The following is a 20218-nucleotide window of genomic DNA, read 5'->3' as shown; positions in this document are numbered from 1 at the left end:
AACATAGGAATTTCAAATAAATTTATTACGCTTCTATCTGATCGGTTCTGCCATTCATAATCTGACCGGGCAGTTGCATAAAATTAAGGATTGCACGATAATATGTCTTCTTATATAATAGTTTTATATGCAAAAGAAAGGAGATTTTGACATATGAGTGGTTCATCATTTGGAACTTTATTTCGCATTACTACATGGGGAGAGTCTCACGGCGCAGCAATCGGTGTTGTGATCGACGGCTGTCCCGCAGGACTTTCCCTAAGCGAATCTGATATACAGGCTTTTCTGGACCGCAGACGTCCGGGACAGAGCCGCTATACGACCAAGCGCAGTGAGACCGATCAGGTAGAGATTCTCTCCGGTATCTTTGAAGGAAAGACAACCGGAACCCCAATTTCTCTTTTGGTGCGCAATCAGGATCAGCGCTCCCGGGATTATGGGGAGATTGCTTCCTGTTACAGACCGGGACATGCTGACTATACATTCCAGAACAAATACGGTTTTCGGGATTACCGCGGCGGTGGCCGCACCTCCGGCCGGGAGACGATCGGCAGAGTAGCTGCCGGAGCAGTCGCTTCTGCCCTCTTAAAGACACTGGGGATTGAACTGACTGCATTTTCAAAATCCATAGGTCCCGTAACTGTACCGGAATCCGAATATCGTTTGGATGAGGTCACAGAAAATCCGCTTTACATGCCGAACAATGCGTTGGCCAAAAAAGCAGCCGACTATCTCAATGAGATGATGGAACAGAAAGATTCCTGCGGCGGAATCATTGAATGTCGTGTAACGGGACTTCCCGTCGGGCTTGGCGAACCGGTATTTGATAAACTGGATGCTCAGCTTTCGAAGGGAATCATGTCCATTGGTGCGGTAAAAGCAGTGGAGATTGGAGATGGATTTCTTGCTGCTGCCTCAAACGGGAGCACGAACAATGATGCATTTGCCGTTCAGGACGGACAGATGATAAAAAGAACCAACCATTCCGGCGGGGTTCTGGGCGGTATCAGCGACGGCTCCGAGCTGATCGTACGCGCTGCCATCAAGCCGACGCCTTCCATTGCCCGCCCTCAGTCCACGGTAAATATAGATAAGGAAGAGATTGAGATTTCTATCAAGGGAAGACATGATCCGATCATCGTTCCCCGCGCCGTGGTGGTAGTTGAATCCATGACTGCACTTACACTCGCAGATCTTCTTCTGTGCAATATGTGCAGCCGTCTGGATTCCATCAAAAACTTTTACCAGGAGGAGAAAGATGTCTAATAAGCTGATCGATATTGTGAATGTCACAAAATCTTTTGATGAGAGCGTCATTTTGGATCACTTAAATCTTTATATCCGTGAAAATGAATTTCTGACACTGCTCGGTCCAAGCGGCTGCGGCAAGACCACACTGCTTCGGATTCTGGGTGGTTTCGAGACTCCGGATTCCGGAGATATCATTTTTGACGGGAAGAACATCAACAAGCTGCCGCCCAACAGACGGCAGCTCAATACTGTGTTCCAGAAATATGCGCTCTTTACCCATATGACCATTGCAGAAAATATTGCATTTGGTCTTAAGATCAAGAAAAAGTCCAAACATTATATTGATGACAAGATCAAATATGCACTGAAACTTGTGAATCTGGAGGATTTTAAAGACCGGTATCCGGATTCTTTAAGCGGCGGTCAGCAGCAGAGGATCGCAATTGCCCGCGCAATTGTAAACGAACCGAAAGTGCTGCTTCTCGACGAACCGCTTGGAGCACTGGACTTAAAACTCAGACAGGACATGCAGTATGAGCTGATCCGTCTGAAAAACGAACTGGGTATTACTTTTGTCTACGTTACCCATGATCAGGAGGAAGCTCTGACCATGTCCGATACGATCGTTGTCATGAATCAGGGATATATCCAGCAGATCGGAACACCGGAGGATATTTATAACGAACCACAGAACGCCTTTGTAGCAGACTTTATCGGAGACAGCAACATTCTTCCTGCCACCATGGTGGAAGATAAGGTTGTCAAAATGCTGGGAGCCACCTGGCAGTGTGTGGACGTTGGATTCGGACGCAACAAACCGGTAGATGCGGTGATCCGCCCGGAAGACATCGATCTGGTCAAGCCTGAAGAAGGAATTATCGAAGGTGTGGTCACCCATCTGATCTTCAAAGGTGTTCATTATGAAATGGAGGTACTTGCCAACAATTACGAGCTTCTCGTACACAGTACCGATATGTTCCCGGTTGGCACAGAGGTCGGTATCCGTGTGGATCCATTTGATATCCAGATTATGAAAAAACCAGAATCTGAAGATGCGGAGGCGGCAGGAATTGAAGAGTAGAAAATTATTGAGCGGTCCATACCTGTTCTGGGCAGCCTCCTTTATCATCATTCCGCTTTTGATGATTCTGTATTACGGACTGACTGACAAAAACGGAAATTTCACACTGATGAATCTGGCACAGATCACCACCCAGGAAAATTTAAAAGCACTGGGACTGGCACTGCTGCTCTCTTTCGTGAGTACGCTCATCTGCCTGATCCTTGCTTACCCGCTTGCCATGATCCTGTCCGAAAAAAATGTCAATCAGACCAGTTTCATTGTACTGATCTTCATTCTTCCCATGTGGATGAATTTTCTGCTGCGGACACTCGCATGGCAGAATCTGCTGGAAAAAAACGGTGTCATCAATATGGTTCTGCGCTTTTTCCATCTTCCGGAGCTTGCGCTGATCAACACACCGTTTGCGATCATTCTCGGCATGGTATACAATTTCCTGCCGTTTATGGTGCTGCCGATCTACAATGTACTTTCCAAGATCGACCGGGACGTCATATCTGCAGCCCGGGATCTGGGAGCAAACAACCTGCAGACCTTTTTAAGGATCATCCTGCCTTTGAGCGTACCGGGCATTATCAGCGGAATCACCATGGTCTTTGTACCATCACTGACCACATTTGTCATTTCCGACCTGCTTGGCGGCAGTAAAATCCTGCTTATCGGAAATGTGATCGAGCAGGAATTTAAACAGGGCAGCAACTGGAATACCGGCTCCGGTCTTTCTCTTGTGCTGATGATCTTTATTATTGCCAGCATGGCAATGATTGCAAAATACGATAAAGAAGGGGAGGGAACCGCATTTTGATGAAGAATACAGCCAAACGGATTTACTTGATCCTGATCCTCATTTTATTATATGCACCGATCATAACACTGGTCGTTCTGTCCTTCAATAATTCCAAAACCCGGGCAAAATGGGGTGGGTTTACCGGAAAATGGTACATTTCACTGTTCCAGAATCCGGATATTATGAATGCACTTTACACGACTCTGATCATCGCATTGCTTTCTGCACTGATTGCAACCTTGATCGGAACCGCAGCCTCTCTCGGGATCCAGGCAATGAAACCGAAGATGCGCACCTTTATGATGGGCGTAACTAACATCCCGATGCTCAACGCAGATATCGTAACCGGAATTTCCCTGATGCTGCTCTTTGTTGCATTTCGTTTTACCCTTGGATTTTCCACGGTACTGCTGGCACACATCACATTCAATATTCCTTATGTAATATTGAGTGTCATGCCAAAATTAAAGCAGACAAAAAAAAGTACTTATGAAGCCGCACTGGATCTGGGAGCTTCTCCGATCTACGCATTTTTCAAAGTCGTACTGCCGGATATCATGCCGGGGATCATTTCCGGTTTTCTTCTGGCATTTACAATGTCACTGGATGATTTTGTAATCACACATTTTACGAAAGGACCGGGGGTGGATACCCTTTCCACCAAGATCTACAGTGAAGTGCGTAAAGGAATCAAACCGGAAATGTATGCACTTTCCACAATCATGTTTATGACAGTACTTGTTCTGCTGTTTTTGATCAACTTTACACCGGAGCAGAAGAAGTCTTCCCCATCAGCCGCTTCTAAGCGCAGAAGGCATCAGAGCATCAGCCATATCATCTTCAAGCGCGTAGTACCGGCTGCCATGATCCTTGTCATTGCCGCCGGCGGATTTTATTACGGATCCAAAAACGGAGTGACCGGCGGAGACAATCAGCTGATCGTATACAACTGGGGCGAATATTTAGATCCGAACGTGATCCCGATGTTTGAAAAGGAAACCGGTATCCAGGTCGTTTATGAAGAATACGAGACAAATGAAATCATGTATCCCAAAGTGCAGTCCGGCGCCATCGCTTATGACGTGGTCTGTCCTTCCGACTATATGATCCAGCGTATGATTGAAAATGATCTGCTTGCCAAGATCAATTTTGACCATATTCCGAATATCAAATACATCGGCGACACTTATCTGGAACAGTCCCGCCAGTTTGACCCGGACAACCTTTACTCTGTCCCTTACTGCTGGGGAACTGTCGGTATCTTATACAACAAGACAATGGTAGATGAACCGATCGACAGCTGGTCCGTACTCTGGGATGAAAAATATAAAGACAACATTCTGATGCAGGACAGTGTTCGTGATGCATTTGCAGTGGCATTAAAATACATCGGCGCCTCACTCAACTCCACGGATTTAAATGAACTGGAGGAAGCAAAGCAGCTTCTCATTGATCAGAAACCTCTTGTGCAGGCATATGTTATTGATCAGGTGCGTGACAAAATGATCGGAAACGAAGCCGCCATCGGTGTCATTTATTCGGGAGAAGCCATCTATACACAGGCAGAGAATCCAAATCTGGAGTACGTAATTCCAAAAGAAGGATCGAATCTCTGGATTGATTCCTGGGTAATTCCGAAAAATGCACAGCACAAAGAAAATGCAGAAAAATTTATCAACTTCCTCTGCCGGCCTGATATTGCCAAAATGAACTTCGACTACATTACCTACTCCACTCCGAATACCGGAGCACGAGAACTCATCGAAGATCCGGCCATCCGCAACAGCAAGATTGCGTTTCCGGAACCGGAAGATCTTGTCAACTGCGAAACATTCCGTTTCCTCGGGGACAAATACGATGCAATCTACAACCAATTGTGGCGGGAAGTAAAATCCAAATAGTATCCCCCTCCGGGCATCCCGTAATGCATGCCTGCGGCGGGCGGACTTACGTCCGATAAATAAAAATGAGCGTGTTCCAAACCATGTGGCAAACACGCTCATTTTGTCTTATCTTTTATTTTCTTGTATCCATAAATCCTTCACCGAACACCTCGCTCGTCTCTGTCAGCATCACAAATGCATCCGGATCCACCTCATGCGCCGCACTTCTGACGGAGTACGCCTGAGAGCTGGAGCAGGCACAGAGCAGCACATCCTTTTCCTCTTTTGTATAGGTTCCGATCGCCCGGATTGCTGTGGAACCTCTTCCGCTGATCTGATCAATCTTTTTGGAAACCTCATCCGCCTTTGTCGTAATAATCAGGATCAGTTTACCGGCTCCCATGCCATACATGATCTTATCGATCACGACAGATGTCACAAATGCCGAGATCAGACCATAGAGAACTGCGTCCACATTTCCGAATACCGGCCATCCAAGCAGAATAATCAAAAGATCGATCGCCATGGTTACAAATCCGATTGACAAATGCGGCTTGATCGCTTTGATCGACATAGTCAGAAAATCGGTACCGCCGGAGGAGGATCCCCGCATATAGAACAACGCAAGCGCTGCTCCCAGGCAGACACCGGAAAACAGTGCCGCCATAAACGGCTCCCCTGTATAAGGCTTTGTATACGGAAAAATAAGATCCAGAAATATCGTACAAACAATCATGGTTCTTGCTGATTTGAACATAAACCTCCGCCCTACCAGCTTAAAGCTCAAAATGATAAGCGGAATATTTAGGGCAAGGGTTGTAATACCAATCGGAAATCTCCATAAATGATTCATGATCAGCGCCAGACCGGATAATCCGCCCGGTGCAAAATCTGCCGTTTTTGCAAACGTATAAATCCCAAGGGCATATAATACACTTCCCACAATATCATAAGAAATATCCAGTACAAGCTCTTTTCCATTGATCTTTTTACGATTCTGTCCCATGTCTCTTCCCTTCTTTTCTCTTATACCGGGAAGCACCCGCCTCCGATAAATTCTCTGAGCAGCGAATTTGCCGGAACATAGTCACTTCCGATTCCGATAAAATAGTCAAAAAATTTCAAAAGTCTTTTCGCCTCAAGATATTCCGGTGAATCTTTTTCCACTCCGAACAAAAGAGGCTCCACATACTGTTTTAAAACAGCCAGTTCATACAACAGGGAAGAATTAAACATCACATCCGCTTCTTCCTGATACGGAAAAATATTCTCTTCCTCACCTCTTCTGACTGACGACCACATTGCGAGCGTTTTCTGTGCTGAAGTTCCTCTTGTTCTGGCATCCCGCACCAGCCGCCGGATCAGTCTTCCGTCTGTAGAAGGGATCCGGTTATGCTCATCAATATTCAACTGTGTCAGAGCACTGATGTAAATCTTAAACTTCCGGTCTGATGAAAGCTGACGGGAAAGCTCCGGATTCAAACAGTGAATTCCTTCGATCACAAGAATATCCTGTTCCTTCAGCTGTGTCGGAGTCGTGTCATAGCTCCTGCTTCCTTTCTTAAAATCAAAGATTGGAAGATGCACCGCCTCTCCGGCTAAAAGTGCCTGCATATCCTTATTGAACTGCTCGATGTCAATGGCCTCCAGACATTCAAAATTGTAATTGTCATCCTCATCCCGGGGTGTTTTTTCCCGATCCACAAAATAATTGTCCACTGCAATCGGATGCGGTCTCATTCCCTGCGTCCGAAGCTGAATGGAGAGCCTGTGCGAAAACGTTGTTTTTCCGGATGAAGACGGTCCTGCGATCATCACCAGCTTTGTTTCCGGCTTCGCGGCAATCTGCGCGGCGATCTGTGCGATCTGCCGTTCCTGATAAGCCTCCTGCACAAGTACGATCTCACGCATATCATATTTTGTGACCATGTCATTGAGTGCTCCGACTGTCTCAATATTCTGAAGGTCGCCCCACTGCACACTGCTCTTTAATACCTGAAACAGCTTTTCACGCGGTTCAAAGGCCGGGACTACATCCGGTTCCTTTCGGAACGGCATCTGGAGTACAAATCCTTCATCATACAGATGCAGCGCAAAATTCTTTAAATACCCGGAATCCGGCACCATATATCCATAGTAATAATCCTCAAACTCATTCATCCGGTAGATATTTACCTTGGAAACCCTCCGGTATCCAAACAGCCTTTCCTTGTCATACATCCCGTGTCTGCCAAAAAGCTCTACTGCATCCGATGTATGCACAGAACGCTTCTCGATCGGAATTTGGGCTTCTGCAAGTTCATGCATCCTTGCATCAATCTGATCCAGAAACTTCTGATCCAGAACGACATCTCCGTCAATTGTACAGTAATACCCATTGCTGACGGAAAAATGGATCTTCACATTGCGGATCTTGTCATGTCCTCCGACATCATGAACTGCTTTGACAAGCATAAAACAGAGACTTCGACGATAAGTCTCATAACCGATCGGGTCTTTCACTGTCACAAATTCGATTTTACAATCCTGCTTTAATCGTTTGTTCAATTCCTGAAGACGTGTCCCGTCCACCAATGCCAGTACGATTTTGGCCGGGTATTCTTCCTGAAATTCTTCTGCGATCTTCTTGTAGGCAATTCCTCTCTCGTAACACTTTACCTTGTCCCCTGTCTGAACGGTACAAAATTCTTTCTCCATAAGCCTGCCCTCCCGTCTGGAATCTTACAATACCTGAAACGGATGCACGACCGGTGCGGTGATGATTTTAGCTGCAGGAAGTCTCTCTTCCAGAAACCGTTTCATATCTTCCATAAAAATATACTCTGTCCCATAATGTCCCGCATCAATCACCGAAACGCCCTGTGCCGCCGCATCCAGACCTTCATGGTGTCCGATATCTCCGGTTACAAGAACATCCGCTCCTTTTGAGACAGCCGGAGCAATGGCACTTTTCCCGGATCCCGGAGAAACCGCAAGTCTTTTTACCGGCTGCTTCATATCTCCAAACACCTTGACCGATCCCAGTTTTAATTTATGCTTCACATAAACACAGCATTCTTCCAGTGTCATCTCTTTTGGAAGGGATCCCACTCTTCCGATCCCCTCTTCTTTTGTCTGTGTATTCATGGTCACATCCAGCACTTCGGTATCTGTCAGTCCCAGAATCTGTCCGGAAAGCTCTGCCATGCCAAGCACATCATAATTGGTATGCATTGCATAATAGGAAATATCACTGCGGATCAGCTTTAACAGCCTGCGGCCGATAAAATCTTCATCCGTAATATGCTTAAGCGGCGAAAAAATCAGCGGGTGATGGGTAATGAGCATGTCCGCTTCCTGCGCAATCGCCTCCTCAATGACCGCATCTGTTGTATCCAGCGCCAGATAAATCCGACGGACTTCTTTTTCACTTCTTCCCGCCTGCAGCCCTACATTGTCAAATCCCAGAGCAGCACTCTTGGGATATGTACCCTCAATCATTGCCATAATGTCTTTACACTGCATAATACTTCAGTCCTTTCCTGATGCAGACAAGCTCCTCTTTGAGTTCTGCCTGTCTCTTTGTGATATGTTCCCCTCTCTGATGATCCAGTTTTTCCAGAATCTCTGCTTTTAACTGTTCTTCTCTCTTTAAATACTGCTCCAGTATGGGGTGGCGCATCTCCAAAAGTAATTTTCCGTATCGAAGCTGGGTTTCATCCCACTTCTCTCTTTCGCTTTCCTTTGAAGGAACCACACGCATCATCGGATAGTACTTTCCTTCATCCAGTACCATCTCTTCCTGCACGATCTGATAGCCGTTCTGCAGAAGAAATTCCCGCACCTTTGCGATTTCCGACTGGGGCTGCAAAATGCACTCTTGTAATGTCTCTGCCACAGCCTGTCCCTCTGTCAGAATCCTCATCACAAGTCCGCCGCCCATACCTGCGATAATGACGGCTTCCACTTCTCCCGGAGACAGTTTTTCCAGGCCATTGGATCTGCGCATCTTGATCTGCTCTTTTAATCCGGCTTCTCTTACATGCTCTTCTGCCCGGATCAGCGGACCTTCGTTCACATCCATTGCAAACGCTTTTTTTACTTTTTTATGCTCTGTCAGATAAATCGGAATATAGGCGTGATCCGTTCCGATATCTGCCACACACTCCCTGACTGTCACAAGGTCAGCCACTGCCTGCAGTCTTTTTGATAATTCATTCCTCATATCTTAGTCCAGATAGTCTCTCAGTTTGCGGCTGCGGCTTGGATGACGCAGCTTCCGGAGTGCTTTTGCCTCAATCTGGCGGATACGTTCACGGGTAACATCAAATTCTTTTCCAACTTCCTCCAGCGTTCTGGCACGTCCGTCATTCATTCCGAAACGAAGGCGAAGCACTTTCTGTTCTCTTTCTGTGAGTGTATCCAGCACTTCATCAAGCTGCTCTTTGAGCAGTGTCTGCGCTGCTGCCTCTGCCGGTACCGGTACGTTATCGTCCTGGATAAAATCTCCCAGATGACTGTCTTCTTCCTCACCAATTGGTGTCTCCAAAGATACCGGCTCCTGGGAAATCTTCAAAATCTCACGCACACGTTCTACCGGCATATCCAGTTCTTTTGCGATCTCTTCCGGCAGCGGCTCTCTTCCGAGCTCCTGCAGAAGTTGTCTGGACACACGGATCAGTTTGTTGATCGTCTCCACCATATGCACCGGAATACGAATCGTTCTTGCCTGATCTGCGATTGCTCTTGTGATCGCCTGACGGATCCACCAGGTAGCATACGTACTGAATTTGTATCCTTTGTGATAATCAAATTTTTCCACTGCTTTGATCAGTCCTAAATTTCCCTCCTGGATCAGATCCAGAAACAGCATTCCGCGTCCTACATAACGTTTTGCAATGCTGACTACAAGACGAAGGTTCGCTTCTGCAAGCTCTTTCTTTGCATCTTCATCTCCTTCTTCCATTCTCTGCGCCAGCTCAATCTCTCTGTCTGCACTTAAGAGCGGAACTTTTCCGATCTCTTTTAAATACATTCTGACCGGATCTTCAATGCTGACACCGTCCGGAACTGACAGGTCAATATTCTCCATATCTACATCATCCGCTTCTTCTGCCATGATCACGTCCATGTCTACGTCCAGATCATCGTCACTGCTGATACGCAATACATCAATATTGTTGGCTTCCAGATACTCAAATACCTTTTCCATCTGTTCTGCTTCCAGTTCCATATCCGCAAAAAAGTCATTGATCTCCTGGATCTCCAGTATACTTTTCTTTTTCTTTCCCTGTGCTACCAGTTCTCTGAGTCTCTCCGTAAACTTCTGAATGTTTTCTTCCATGTGTCCATCCTTCCTCTGTCTGCAGCAAACGCAGACTGTCTTGTTTTATTTTATCCTTATTCAATAGAAATATGCAGTTTCTTCAAGTCATCCAGTTTTCGCTTTTCCTCCATCAGCTTCTGAAGTCCGATGATATCTGTCGGTTCCAGATGCATGGTCCTGTAATCGATACTGTGTGTCTTGACTTTTACGATTGTCTCCTGCAGTGCTTTTTCCCGTTCCTCTTTGGTCGTCAGCTTCTGGATCTTCGTATGAAACAACGAAGCTGCTTCCCGGTGTTCTTCTTCCTTTGTAAAATGATTCAGGATCTTGGCGGGATTTAATTCTCCTTCCTCATACTGGTGATATAAAAATTCTGCCACTGTATGGTACAGAGGTTCCGGAAAATCTTCCGGACTGATATACTTCTGAATGATTCCAAACAGTCTTCTGTCCTCGATCATCCAGGTAAGCAGAATTTTCTGGGAAATCTTCGCCCCGTCTTCTTTCGGCTTCTCGCTGCCTGTGGCCTGCTTCGGACGCTCCACCGGCTTTGCCATTCCTTCTCTCACCGCCATCTTTGCCACCAGTTTTTGCAGGCTCTCAACTGTGGCCCGATATGTACCCGCAACCGCTTCAATATAGTTGTTCCGCTCCAGTTCATCCTCAAAGCCGATCAGACGCCTTGCAGCCTCCTGGAAAAATGCAGTCTTTCCTTCCGGAGAATTCATATCATACTCTTTCTCCAGCATCTCCAGTCCGAACATAAATCCGTTTCTCGCATTTCCGATCCTGCGTTCAAATTCCTCAGCGCCCAGATTCTTGATAAATTCATCCGGATCCTTATATGGATCCATCCGGATCACCTTTGCAGTGATCCCGGCTTCCTTCAAGATCGGAACTGCCCGAAGCGCCGCTCTCGTCCCTGCCTCATCGCTGTCATAGGTCAGATATACTTCCTGAACATACCGCTTGATCAATGCCGCATGCCCGGTCGTCAATGCAGTTCCCAGTGACGCCACTGCATTGGTAAATCCCGCCTGATGCAGCGCGATCACATCCATATAGCCCTCACACACCAGAAAATATGGCTTTCTTGATGTGCGCGCCCGGTTCAGTCCGTACAGATTACGGCTCTTGTCAAAGATCTCTGTCTCCGGTGAATTCAGATACTTTGGCTTTGCGTCTCCCATCACACGCCCGCCAAATCCGATGACCCGGTTGTTCACATCCATGATCGGAAACATCACCCGATTCCAGAATTTGTCATAAACACCATTTTTCTCATCGGTATTGATCAGCCCCGCCTGACGGATCAGATCTTCCGTATACCCCCTTTTTCTGAGGTAACGAAAGAGATCATCGCTGTACTTGCTGGAATATCCGAGACCAAATGCCTTGATCGTCTCCTCTGACAACTGCCTGCCGGTCAGATATGCGTGCGCCGTCTTTCCCTGTTCAGACTTCAGCTGCACATAAAAATACTGCGCTGCCAGCTTGTTGATCTCAAGAAGCTGTGTCTTTCTGTCTGCCCTGGCTTTTGCTTCTTTTGAATACTCCATCTCAGGGAGTACGACACCTGCCCTGTCCGCCAGAAACTTCAGTGCTTCCACAAATGAAAAATTCTCATAATCCATCAGAAATGTAAATACATTTCCTCCCGCTCCACAGCCAAAGCAGTAATACATCTGCTTTTCTCTGCTTACGGAAAAAGAGGGGGACTTTTCATTGTGAAACGGACAGAGTCCGAAATAGGAACTACCTTTTTTCTGCAGTCTCACATATCCTGAGATCACATCCACAATATCATTTTTTGTTCTTACTTCTTCGATTACTTCTTCCGAATAATACATGTCTGCCTCTTACTTCTCTTTCATTTTTGAGCATTTAAAATCCCCTACACTTATTATATTCTGCGGTCACATCTCTTTTCCTTTATTTTTTTGAAATTCTTTTTTCCAGTGCATCGATCACCGTCTCAAGCACTTTTAATCTGGCGTAATATTTATCATTTCCCTCTACCACGATCCATGGAGCATATTCTGTGGAAGTCCGGATCAGCATCTCATTGACCGCCTCCTCATACTGCTCCCATTTTTCACGGTTTCTCCAGTCTTCTTCTGTGATCTTCCACTGCTTTTCCGGATTTTCCTGCCGCTGTCTGAATCGCTTTTCCTGCTCTTTTTTGTCAATCTGCATCCAGAATTTCAAAACTACAGCCCCTGCGTCCGCGAGATCCTTTTCCATATCATTGATCTCCTTATACGCCCGTTTCCACTCTTCCTGCGTACAAAACCCTTCTATCCGCTCTACCATCACCCTGCCGTACCAGGTTCTGTCAAAAATTGCGATATGCCCGTCCTTTGGCATGTTTTTCCAGAATCTCCAGAGATAATGATGTGCTTTCTCCAGATCATTCGGCGCCGCTGTAGGATTCACCACATATCCCCTGGCATCCATCTTTTCTGTCAGCCGCTTGATCGCTCCTCCTTTTCCGGCAGCATCCCAGCCTTCAAACCCGATTACCACCGGAATGCGCTTCTGATACAGCTCTCCATGCAGCTTCTCGATCTTTTTCTGATATTCTTTGAGCTTTTTCCGATACGTTTTCCTGTCACAACACAAACTTAAGTCCACTTTTGCCAGCACAGATTCCTGAAACCCTTTTGTTGCTCCATCTATCAGACTTCTATTCTCAGACGCCTCTTTTTCCACTTCCCGGATCACCTCTGCCGCCGTCTCCCTTGCAATCTCCCTGCGCCTGTTGTCAATCCCTGCTGTCAGCATCTGCGTGATCACGGTGTAGATTTTGACTGTTGCATAGCGTCTGTCTGTAGCCTCCACAATCGTCCAGGGGGCATATTCCGTATCTGTCCTCTGCAGCATTTCTTCTATCATTTCCTGATACTGATCATACTTTTCATTTTTCTTCAGATCTGCCTTTGTCACACGCCACGCCGTATCTTTAGACTCCATGAGTTTATCAAACCGTTTTTTCTGTTCCTTTTGATCGATATCCAAAAACAATTTAATCAGAAGTGTCCCGTCCTCCGTGATCTGTTTTTCAAAGGAACAGATCGAGCGATAGCAGTTTTCTATTTCCGATTCTCGCATTTTCTTTTCAAACCGGTCACTGAGCACCTTAATATACCAGCTTCCATCATATACTGCCATCCGGCCTCTTTGCGGTGTCTTCGTCCAAAACCGCCACAAAAAAGGGTGCATCGCTTCCTCTTTTGTCTCCTCTTTCACCGTAAATACTTCAAATCCCCTCGGATCCAGACTCTGAATCAGTTTTCCGATCTGCATTCCTTTTCCTGCGGCATCAAATCCTTCAAATACAATCATGATCGGAAGCCCCATTTCCTTACACTGTCTCTGAAGTTTTCCCATCTGCAGCTTCAAAGCAGTCATTTTTGCCTTGTATTCACTTTTTTCCATCTTCATTGTCAAATCTACTTTTTCTAACATGATTTGCCCTCCCGATCCTTTCTGTCTTAGTTTTCCCATCTGTTTCTTTTTTATCCTGAAACCAGAAAAAACCGCACGGACTTCTGTGAAATACACTGTATTTCATAAAATCCATGTGGTTTTTCTTTTCGTAACGGCTGACGATCACCCTCCATGCTGATTTTGCTCAAAAATCAGACATCTTGCGTTTCTGATTTCTGTTTCATCTCTGAAAGTACTTTTTTAAAATTCTTTCTGAACAAGAGCAGCGTTGTCACCACTGCGATCACATCCGCGATCGGCTCTGCCAGAAATACTGCCTGTACATGATCCTCCAGAAATACCGGAAGAATATAGATCAGCGGGATCAGAACAATAATCTTTCTGAACATTGCCAGAAATGCAGAAATTTTAGAATTTCCAAATGCAATAAATGTCTGCTGGCAGGCGATCTGCGCTCCCATCAGTACCACTGCCGCCATGTAGATACGCATCGCCCATTTTGCAAACTCTGCCAGCTGCGGGTCATTTGTAAAAATTGTCACAAACACGCCAGGAGCAAACTCCGAAACTGCCCAGATACCTGCCGCATAAACTACCGCAGAAATCAGCAGAAAGCGGAAGCCTTTTCTCACACGTTCTGCATTATTCGCTCCGAAGTTATAACTGATGATCGGCTGTCCTCCCTGCGTCAGTCCCTGCAGCGGCAGCATCGCAAACTGCATCACACTGGACAGGATCGTCATCGCACCTACCGCCAGGTCCCCGCCGTATTTTAATAACGAAGAATTAAAACACAATACCAGGATACTCTCTGTAGACTGCATGATAAACGGCGCTGCTCCCAGGCCGATACAAGGCAGCATGATCTCTTTTTTGATCTTAAAATTCTCTTTTTTCAGTCTCAGGACCGTATCTTTTCCAGACAGGAAACGGATCGCCCAGACTGCGCTGATCGCCTGTGAGAGAACTGTTGCCAGCGCGGCTCCCTGTACTCCCATATCAAATCCAAAAATAAAGATCGGATCCAGAACAATATTCGTCACCGCTCCGATCACCACAGTCATCATGCTGATCTTGGAAAATCCCTGTGCTGCGATAAAAGCATTCAGTCCCAGCGTGAGCTGTACAAAGATTGTTCCTACCGCATAGATATTCAGATAGCTTTCTGCATATCCGATGGTATTCTCACTGGCGCCAAACATCATCAGTAAAGGACGCTTAAATACAAGCACCAGAGCTGTCAAAACAACAGCGGTAATCACCAGTGCAGAAAAACAGTTTCCCAGTATCTTCTCTGCACCCTCATTATCCTTTTTTCCCATCAGAATACTGGCTCTTGGTGCGCCTCCCATTCCCATCAGTGCCGCAAATGCAGAGACGATCATAATAACCGGAAAACATACACCAAGTCCGGTAAGTGCTGCCGCACCCTCTCCCGGAATATGTCCGATATACATCCTGTCCACCATATTATAAAGTGCATTGACCACCTGTGAGATAATAGAAGGCACTGCCAGTACGAATAACAAGTGTCCGATCGGCTCCTTCCCCAGATCCACCTCTTTTGACATTTTCAGTTTCATAATGATGACTCCTTCCCTTTTGCCCGTTCTTCAAATCGCGCAAAAATCTTCTCCATTGTATTGGCCATATTTGCAATATCCTCTTCGGGAATCCCCTCAAGGATCTCCTGATCGATCTTCCGCTTGATTCCTCCAAGCTGTTCGATCACAGGAAGTGCATGTTCTGTCAGCTTTAGATGCTGCACTCTCTTATCATGGTCATCTGCCACACTGATGATCATCTCCTTCCCCAGCAGCGCATCTACACTTCTGCATACAAGCGCCTTGGAAACGCCGAGACATGTACATAACTGACTGTTCGTATCGATTGAAGGATTATTTGCCAAAAACAGCAAAATTGATATTTCATTCGGAGAATATGTCTCATTTCCCAACATTCTCCCAAACTCATCTGCATACACTTTCCTGATCTTCATAAACACAGAAATCATACCTTCCACTGTCATCTCTGCGCTCATTTTTCCACCTCCATTTGTTTACTTGTAAACTTTCTATTAGTATATCACGTTTCACAGAATTGTCAATTTTATATCACACACTTTTTTCAAATTTATAGTTGACATTTTAAAAACTCTATAGTATTATACTAAAAGTGATGTGCTTCACGTAAGTTTTTCATCGCAATGAGCGGAAGTGTCGGAACTGGCAGACGAGCAAGACTAAGGATCTTGTAAGCATTGCGCTTGTGTGGGTTCAAGTCCCATCTTCCGCATATTATAAAAAGGTATGATTCCATGTTCGGAATCATACCTTTTTTGTTTATAATTTTCATGTTCTTTGTTTTTAATAGTTTCAACAAATTATAACATAGGAGTTTTTCTATACTCCAGGTAACGCTACGGCTTTGCATCAACCCTTCCACTTCCACGCTGCGTTAAATATCCCGTCATAAATAAAAGACTCCAGACGTTCTCTAAAGACTGATACATTTCCGGATAGATCAGCTCCTGATGAATCTCTTTTATGATTTCCCCGCCGGCAAGCAGAGTTTCAATCTCACGCTTGGTTTTAAGATTGTCGGACATTTGAATAAATTTCTTGACGGCATCATTACTGCTGGTGTTGATCCAATAGTTTTCCGGAAACACATTTACATAGTCTTGAAATATCATTTGCTCATAATACCCATTTTCAAATGCCTTTGCTAATGGAACATCATATTCATCAATTAAAAGAATTACTTTTAATCTATAATGCTTCTCTAATAATTTTGACAATATTTTCAGTCCACCGCAAAATACAGTTTCGCTCATATTACTGTCCAAAAGTTCTCTATATACAGATTTATCATGTTCGCTCAGGTATTCACTATCTGATAGAAACTGGAATTCTTCCGCTGTTCTTTGCATAATCTGAACTGCAAAATCAAATGCATCCTCATAAGCAGCAGCATTGATTCCTTTAAGGGAAATTGAAATAACCGGATATTTCCCCATATACGCTTCACAAAGCTTTGTATCTTTTGAAATTTCCAACCCATCAAAGATACTCTTCTCTCCTTCTATGGCAAAAGGTAGTTTCCAGCCGTCAATACCTTTGTAATTCTCCTACCAGTAACCTTAGATATCCTAATCCCATAAAACAAAAGCACTTACAGTTTCCTGTAAATGCTTCTCTCATTATGCGGAAGATGGGACTTGAACCCACACGATCGCATTGATCACAAGATCCTTAGTCTTGCTCGTCTGCCAGTTCCGACACTTCCGCTTACCATAGCCTGTTTTGTTCACCACACGCTACATTTAGTATAATACTACTGATACGCAAAAATGTCAACTGATTTTTTAAATTTTTCTAATTTTTTGAATAATTTATATTATTTCTCTTTTTCATTATAATCAGACTTTTAGAAACTGCGCAATTCCTCTTTGCAATTTCTCATCTGACAGTGTCACTTTCTTCTTCGAACAAAAAAGAGATCGACTTTTTCCATCGATCTCTCATCTTTTTTGTCTTTCTATTAAGCAAGTTTAGATTTTGCAAGCTCTGCTAATGTTGCAAATCCTTCTTTATCACTTACTGCAAGCTCAGCAAGCATTTTTCTGTTCATATCTACGCCTGCAACTTTCAGTCCGTGCATAAATTTGCTGTAAGATAATCCATTCATTCTTGCAGCTGCATTGATACGTGCAATCCAAAGCTGTCTCATCTGACGTTTGCGCTCTTTTCTTCCTGCGTAAGCAGATGTGAGAGCTCTCATTACAGACTGTTTTGCAACTCTGTACTGTTTAGAACGTGCTCCTCTGTATCCTTTTGCTAACTTCAATGTTCTATTATGTTTCTTCTTAGCGTTCATTCCGCCTTTAATTCTTGCCATTTCTTAATCCTCCTCTTATTACTTTTACAAATCTTACAGATATGGTAAAACTTTCTTCATGTTCTTTACATTTGTAGCATCAGTAATTGTAGCCTGTCTGAGATTTCTCTTTCTCTTTGTAGACTTCTTTGTTAAGATATGGCTCTTGTAAGCTTTATTTCTTTTCAGTTTTCCTGTACCTGTTTTTTTGAAGCGTTTTGCTGCCGCTCTATTTGTTTTAATTTTTGGCATGATAAATTCCTCCTTTAATGTACTGCCCTGCTGGACATATGTCCGTATTTTTTTATTTTAACGTTTTTCAGTTAAAACCATGCTCATGCTGCGTCCTTCCATTTTTGCCGGTTTTTCAACAACTGCCACATCTTCAAGCAATGCCGCAAAATCATCCAGAATGTGCTTGCTTGACTGTACGTGTGCCATTTCTCTTCCGCGGAAACGCAAGGTAACCTTTACTTTATTTCCTTTTCCGATGAACTTCTTCGCATTGTTCACCTTTGTATTCAGGTCGTTTGTATCAATATTCGGTGATAAACGCACTTCTTTTACTTCTACAGTTTTCTGCTTTTTCTTAGCTTCTTTTTCTTTTCTTGTCTGTTCGTACTTGTATTTACCGTAATCGATAATCTTGCATACCGGCGGCTTCGCAGTCGGCGCAATCTTTACAAGATCCAGATTTGCTTCAGCGGCAAGTTTCATTGCCTCTCTGGATGACATAATTCCTAACTGTTCCCCATCCTCGCCAATCAGACGGACTTCTCTGTCTCTGATCTGCTCGTTAATCATTAAATCGCTAATGGTCGTATACCTCCGTCAAATGAATTTCCCTTAGGTTTCCCTTCGCACAAGCATAAAAAAAGAGTGAATCTCATATCCACCCAATCTCACTACATAACAGAGCCTATACAGGAAACTTTCTGCATGTAACAATATCAGACCAATAGTCACTCACTTGTGCTATGGTGAGAGTGGATACTCTACTTTGTTTTTCGCTTTGCGCAAAATATAATTTACCATACTTTCCTGCTTCTGTCAACATCTTTTCTCTATTTTAAAAACTTTACTGCTTTTTCACTTTAATTCACTAATTTAACTTGTTTTTTTTCACTATCCATGGCATAATACCACTTAATAACAGAGCGCAATCTATTTTTAGTGTTCTGGCTAAAGTGAAAGAGTTGAGGAGGTTTCTATATGAAAACAAACAGAAGTAATTTTTCCGGCAAGATCGGTTTTATTCTTGCCGCTGCCGGATCAGCCGTAGGGCTTGGGAATATCTGGCGATTCCCGTATCTGGCAGCAAAATATGGCGGAGGTTCTTTTTTGATCTGCTACATCATATTAGCGGTCACATTCGGATTTACACTAATGGTAGCAGAGATCGCCATCGGACGCAAGACCGGTTTGAGTGCCATCGGCGCTTTCCAAAAACTGGATAAACGATTTGGCTTTTTAGGCATCCTTGCCGCAATCGTTCCAATCATCATCCTTCCTTATTATTCAGTAATCGGAGGATGGGTTTTAAAATACTTTTATGCTTTTATCACAGAAGGTGCTGCCACTGTATCCGGTGATTCTTATTTTTCCGAATTCACTGCAAGCACAGCATCCCCGATTCTCTGGTTCTCACTGTTCATTGCTCTGACAGCACTTGTCGTGCTCTTCGGTGTGGAAAAGGGAATTGAGAAAGTCAGCAAAGTGATGATGCCCATTCTTGCTGTTCTGACTGTTGGGATTGCAATTTATGTCCTGACCATGGACGGTGCCATGGACGGATTAAAATACTATCTGCTTCCGAATATGTCAAACTTCTCAGTCATGACCGTTCTGGCAGCAATGGGACAGCTTTTTTATTCCATGTCACTTGCTATGGGAATCATGATTACTTATGGATCCTATATGCCGAAATCTACAAATCTGGAAAGCTCTGTACGACAGATTGAGATTTTCGATACCGGATTTGCCTTTTTTGCAGGATTGATGATCGTTCCATCTGTATTTATCTTCTCAGGCGGAGATGAATCTGCCTTGAATGCAGGCGCCGGACTGATGTTCATCACTCTCCCGAAGGTATTTGCAAGCATGCCTCTTGGAACCGTACTTGGAACCGTGTTCTTTATCCTTGTATTTTTTGCCGCAGTGACCTCTTCCATCTCTTTGATGGAGACTATCGTTTCCATTTTTATGGATAAATTCAAATGGTCAAGAAGGTTTACCTGCATCCTGGTCGCTGTTTATTCACTGCTGATTGGAATTCCGACTTCCCTCGGATTTGGAGCACTTGACTTTATCAAGCCTCTGGGAATGTCCATTCTGGATGCTATGGACTTCATCAGTAACAGTGTGCTGATGCCGATCGTTGCCGTACTGACTTGCGTCTTCGTAGGATTCGTGATCAAGCCGCAGGCCATCATTGATGAAGTAGAAGCTTCTGATAACGGCGCATTCAAAAGCAAAAAAATGTTCACAGTCATGATCAAATGGATTGCTCCAATCTTCCTGATCGCGATTTTGATCAGTTCTATTCTGAATGCGTTTGGTATTATCACCATGTAATAAAAATC

General features: G+C 44.5%; 17 protein-coding genes, 2 tRNA genes and 1 pseudogene. 6 read left to right on the top strand and 14 right to left on the bottom strand.

Going from position 1 to position 20218, the window contains the following annotated elements; translation table 11 throughout:
- The first annotated feature begins 153 nt into the window (after positions 1–153).
- The 4 genes from aroC to FXV78_RS13755 are packed head-to-tail and all read left to right on the top strand — an operon-like array spanning position 154 to position 5020.
- Positions 154–1266, top strand: coding sequence for a chorismate synthase (gene aroC / locus FXV78_RS13770; RefSeq protein ID WP_004840786.1), 1113 nt, complete (start codon positions 154–156; stop codon positions 1264–1266).
- Complete coding sequence (locus tag FXV78_RS13765; protein WP_004840789.1) at positions 1259–2332, top strand: ABC transporter ATP-binding protein; 1074 nt, start codon at positions 1259–1261, stop codon at positions 2330–2332. Before aroC ends, FXV78_RS13765 begins: the two co-directional genes overlap by 8 nt.
- Positions 2322–3137: an ABC transporter permease gene (locus FXV78_RS13760; RefSeq protein WP_009243833.1), complete on the top strand. Its 816-nt coding sequence runs from the start codon at positions 2322–2324 to the stop codon at positions 3135–3137. The genes FXV78_RS13765 and FXV78_RS13760 overlap by 11 nt, the downstream gene beginning before the upstream one ends.
- Entirely contained in the window at positions 3137–5020 is a 1884-nt protein-coding gene (locus tag FXV78_RS13755; RefSeq protein ID WP_004840792.1) for an extracellular solute-binding protein, read from the top strand. Before FXV78_RS13760 ends, FXV78_RS13755 begins: the two co-directional genes overlap by 1 nt.
- A 115-nt stretch (positions 5021–5135) precedes the next feature.
- On the opposite strand, the gene FXV78_RS13750 is transcribed toward FXV78_RS13755, so the two are convergent.
- From FXV78_RS13750 to FXV78_RS13710, 9 genes are all read right to left on the bottom strand, one after another.
- On the bottom strand, positions 5136–6008 hold the full coding sequence (locus FXV78_RS13750) for a YitT family protein (RefSeq protein WP_009243836.1): 873 nt from the start codon (positions 6006–6008) through the stop codon (positions 5136–5138).
- A gap of 20 nt (positions 6009–6028) precedes the next feature.
- Positions 6029–7699: a nucleoside kinase gene (locus FXV78_RS13745; protein ID WP_004840795.1), complete on the bottom strand. Its 1671-nt coding sequence runs from the start codon at positions 7697–7699 to the stop codon at positions 6029–6031.
- A gap of 24 nt (positions 7700–7723) precedes the next feature.
- Complete coding sequence (locus FXV78_RS13740) at positions 7724–8506, bottom strand: Nif3-like dinuclear metal center hexameric protein (RefSeq protein ID WP_004840796.1); 783 nt, start codon at positions 8504–8506, stop codon at positions 7724–7726.
- Positions 8496–9206, bottom strand: coding sequence for a tRNA (adenine(22)-N(1))-methyltransferase (locus FXV78_RS13735; RefSeq protein ID WP_004840798.1), 711 nt, complete (start codon positions 9204–9206; stop codon positions 8496–8498). Before FXV78_RS13735 ends, FXV78_RS13740 begins: the two co-directional genes overlap by 11 nt.
- Before the next feature lie 3 nt (positions 9207–9209).
- Positions 9210–10325 (bottom strand): RNA polymerase sigma factor RpoD, encoded by a 1116-nt coding sequence (gene rpoD / locus FXV78_RS13730; protein ID WP_004840799.1) that lies wholly within the window; start codon positions 10323–10325, stop codon positions 9210–9212.
- Positions 10326–10381: 56 nt separating this feature from the next.
- A complete protein-coding gene (gene dnaG / locus FXV78_RS13725) occupies positions 10382–12157 on the bottom strand; it encodes a DNA primase (RefSeq protein WP_004840801.1) in 1776 nt (591 codons plus the stop codon).
- An 82-nt stretch (positions 12158–12239) separates the two neighbouring features.
- Positions 12240–13775, bottom strand: a complete 1536-nt coding sequence (gene pap / locus FXV78_RS13720; protein ID WP_039959288.1) for a polyphosphate:AMP phosphotransferase — start codon at positions 13773–13775, stop codon at positions 12240–12242.
- A 173-nt stretch (positions 13776–13948) separates the two neighbouring features.
- Complete coding sequence (locus tag FXV78_RS13715; protein ID WP_004840806.1) at positions 13949–15340, bottom strand: MATE family efflux transporter; 1392 nt, start codon at positions 15338–15340, stop codon at positions 13949–13951.
- Complete coding sequence (locus FXV78_RS13710; protein ID WP_004840808.1) at positions 15337–15798, bottom strand: MarR family winged helix-turn-helix transcriptional regulator; 462 nt, start codon at positions 15796–15798, stop codon at positions 15337–15339. The genes FXV78_RS13715 and FXV78_RS13710 overlap by 4 nt, the downstream gene beginning before the upstream one ends.
- A 169-nt stretch (positions 15799–15967) precedes the next feature.
- Here FXV78_RS13710 and FXV78_RS13705 point away from each other — a divergent pair.
- Positions 15968–16052, top strand: a tRNA-Leu gene (locus FXV78_RS13705).
- 151 nt (positions 16053–16203) lie between these two features.
- Here FXV78_RS13705 and FXV78_RS13700 read toward each other — a convergent pair.
- From FXV78_RS13700 to infC, 5 genes and pseudogenes are all read right to left on the bottom strand, one after another.
- Positions 16204–16851 (bottom strand): annotated as a pseudogene (locus tag FXV78_RS13700) (AAA family ATPase); the annotation flags it as partial.
- Between the two features lie 111 nt (positions 16852–16962).
- Positions 16963–17047, bottom strand: a tRNA-Leu gene (locus FXV78_RS13695).
- Between the two features lie 253 nt (positions 17048–17300).
- Positions 17301–17657 (bottom strand): 50S ribosomal protein L20, encoded by a 357-nt coding sequence (gene rplT, locus FXV78_RS13690; RefSeq protein ID WP_004840818.1) that lies wholly within the window; start codon positions 17655–17657, stop codon positions 17301–17303.
- A gap of 33 nt (positions 17658–17690) precedes the next feature.
- Positions 17691–17888: a 50S ribosomal protein L35 gene (gene rpmI, locus FXV78_RS13685; RefSeq protein WP_004840820.1), complete on the bottom strand. Its 198-nt coding sequence runs from the start codon at positions 17886–17888 to the stop codon at positions 17691–17693.
- Between the two features lie 57 nt (positions 17889–17945).
- Positions 17946–18440 (bottom strand): translation initiation factor IF-3, encoded by a 495-nt coding sequence (infC, locus tag FXV78_RS13680; protein ID WP_004840822.1) that lies wholly within the window; start codon positions 18438–18440, stop codon positions 17946–17948.
- Between the two features lie 408 nt (positions 18441–18848).
- Between infC and FXV78_RS13675 the strand changes: the two genes are divergently transcribed.
- On the top strand, positions 18849–20210 hold the full coding sequence (locus FXV78_RS13675; protein ID WP_004840823.1) for a sodium-dependent transporter: 1362 nt from the start codon (positions 18849–18851) through the stop codon (positions 20208–20210).
- Positions 20211–20218 lie beyond the last annotated feature (8 nt).

The sequence above is a fragment of the Mediterraneibacter gnavus ATCC 29149 genome, assembly GCF_008121495.1.
Classification (GTDB): Bacteria; Bacillota; Clostridia; order Lachnospirales; family Lachnospiraceae; genus Mediterraneibacter; species Mediterraneibacter gnavus.
Note: the sequence above shows the minus strand (reverse complement) of the source record. Positions and strands in the feature narration are given on the sequence as shown.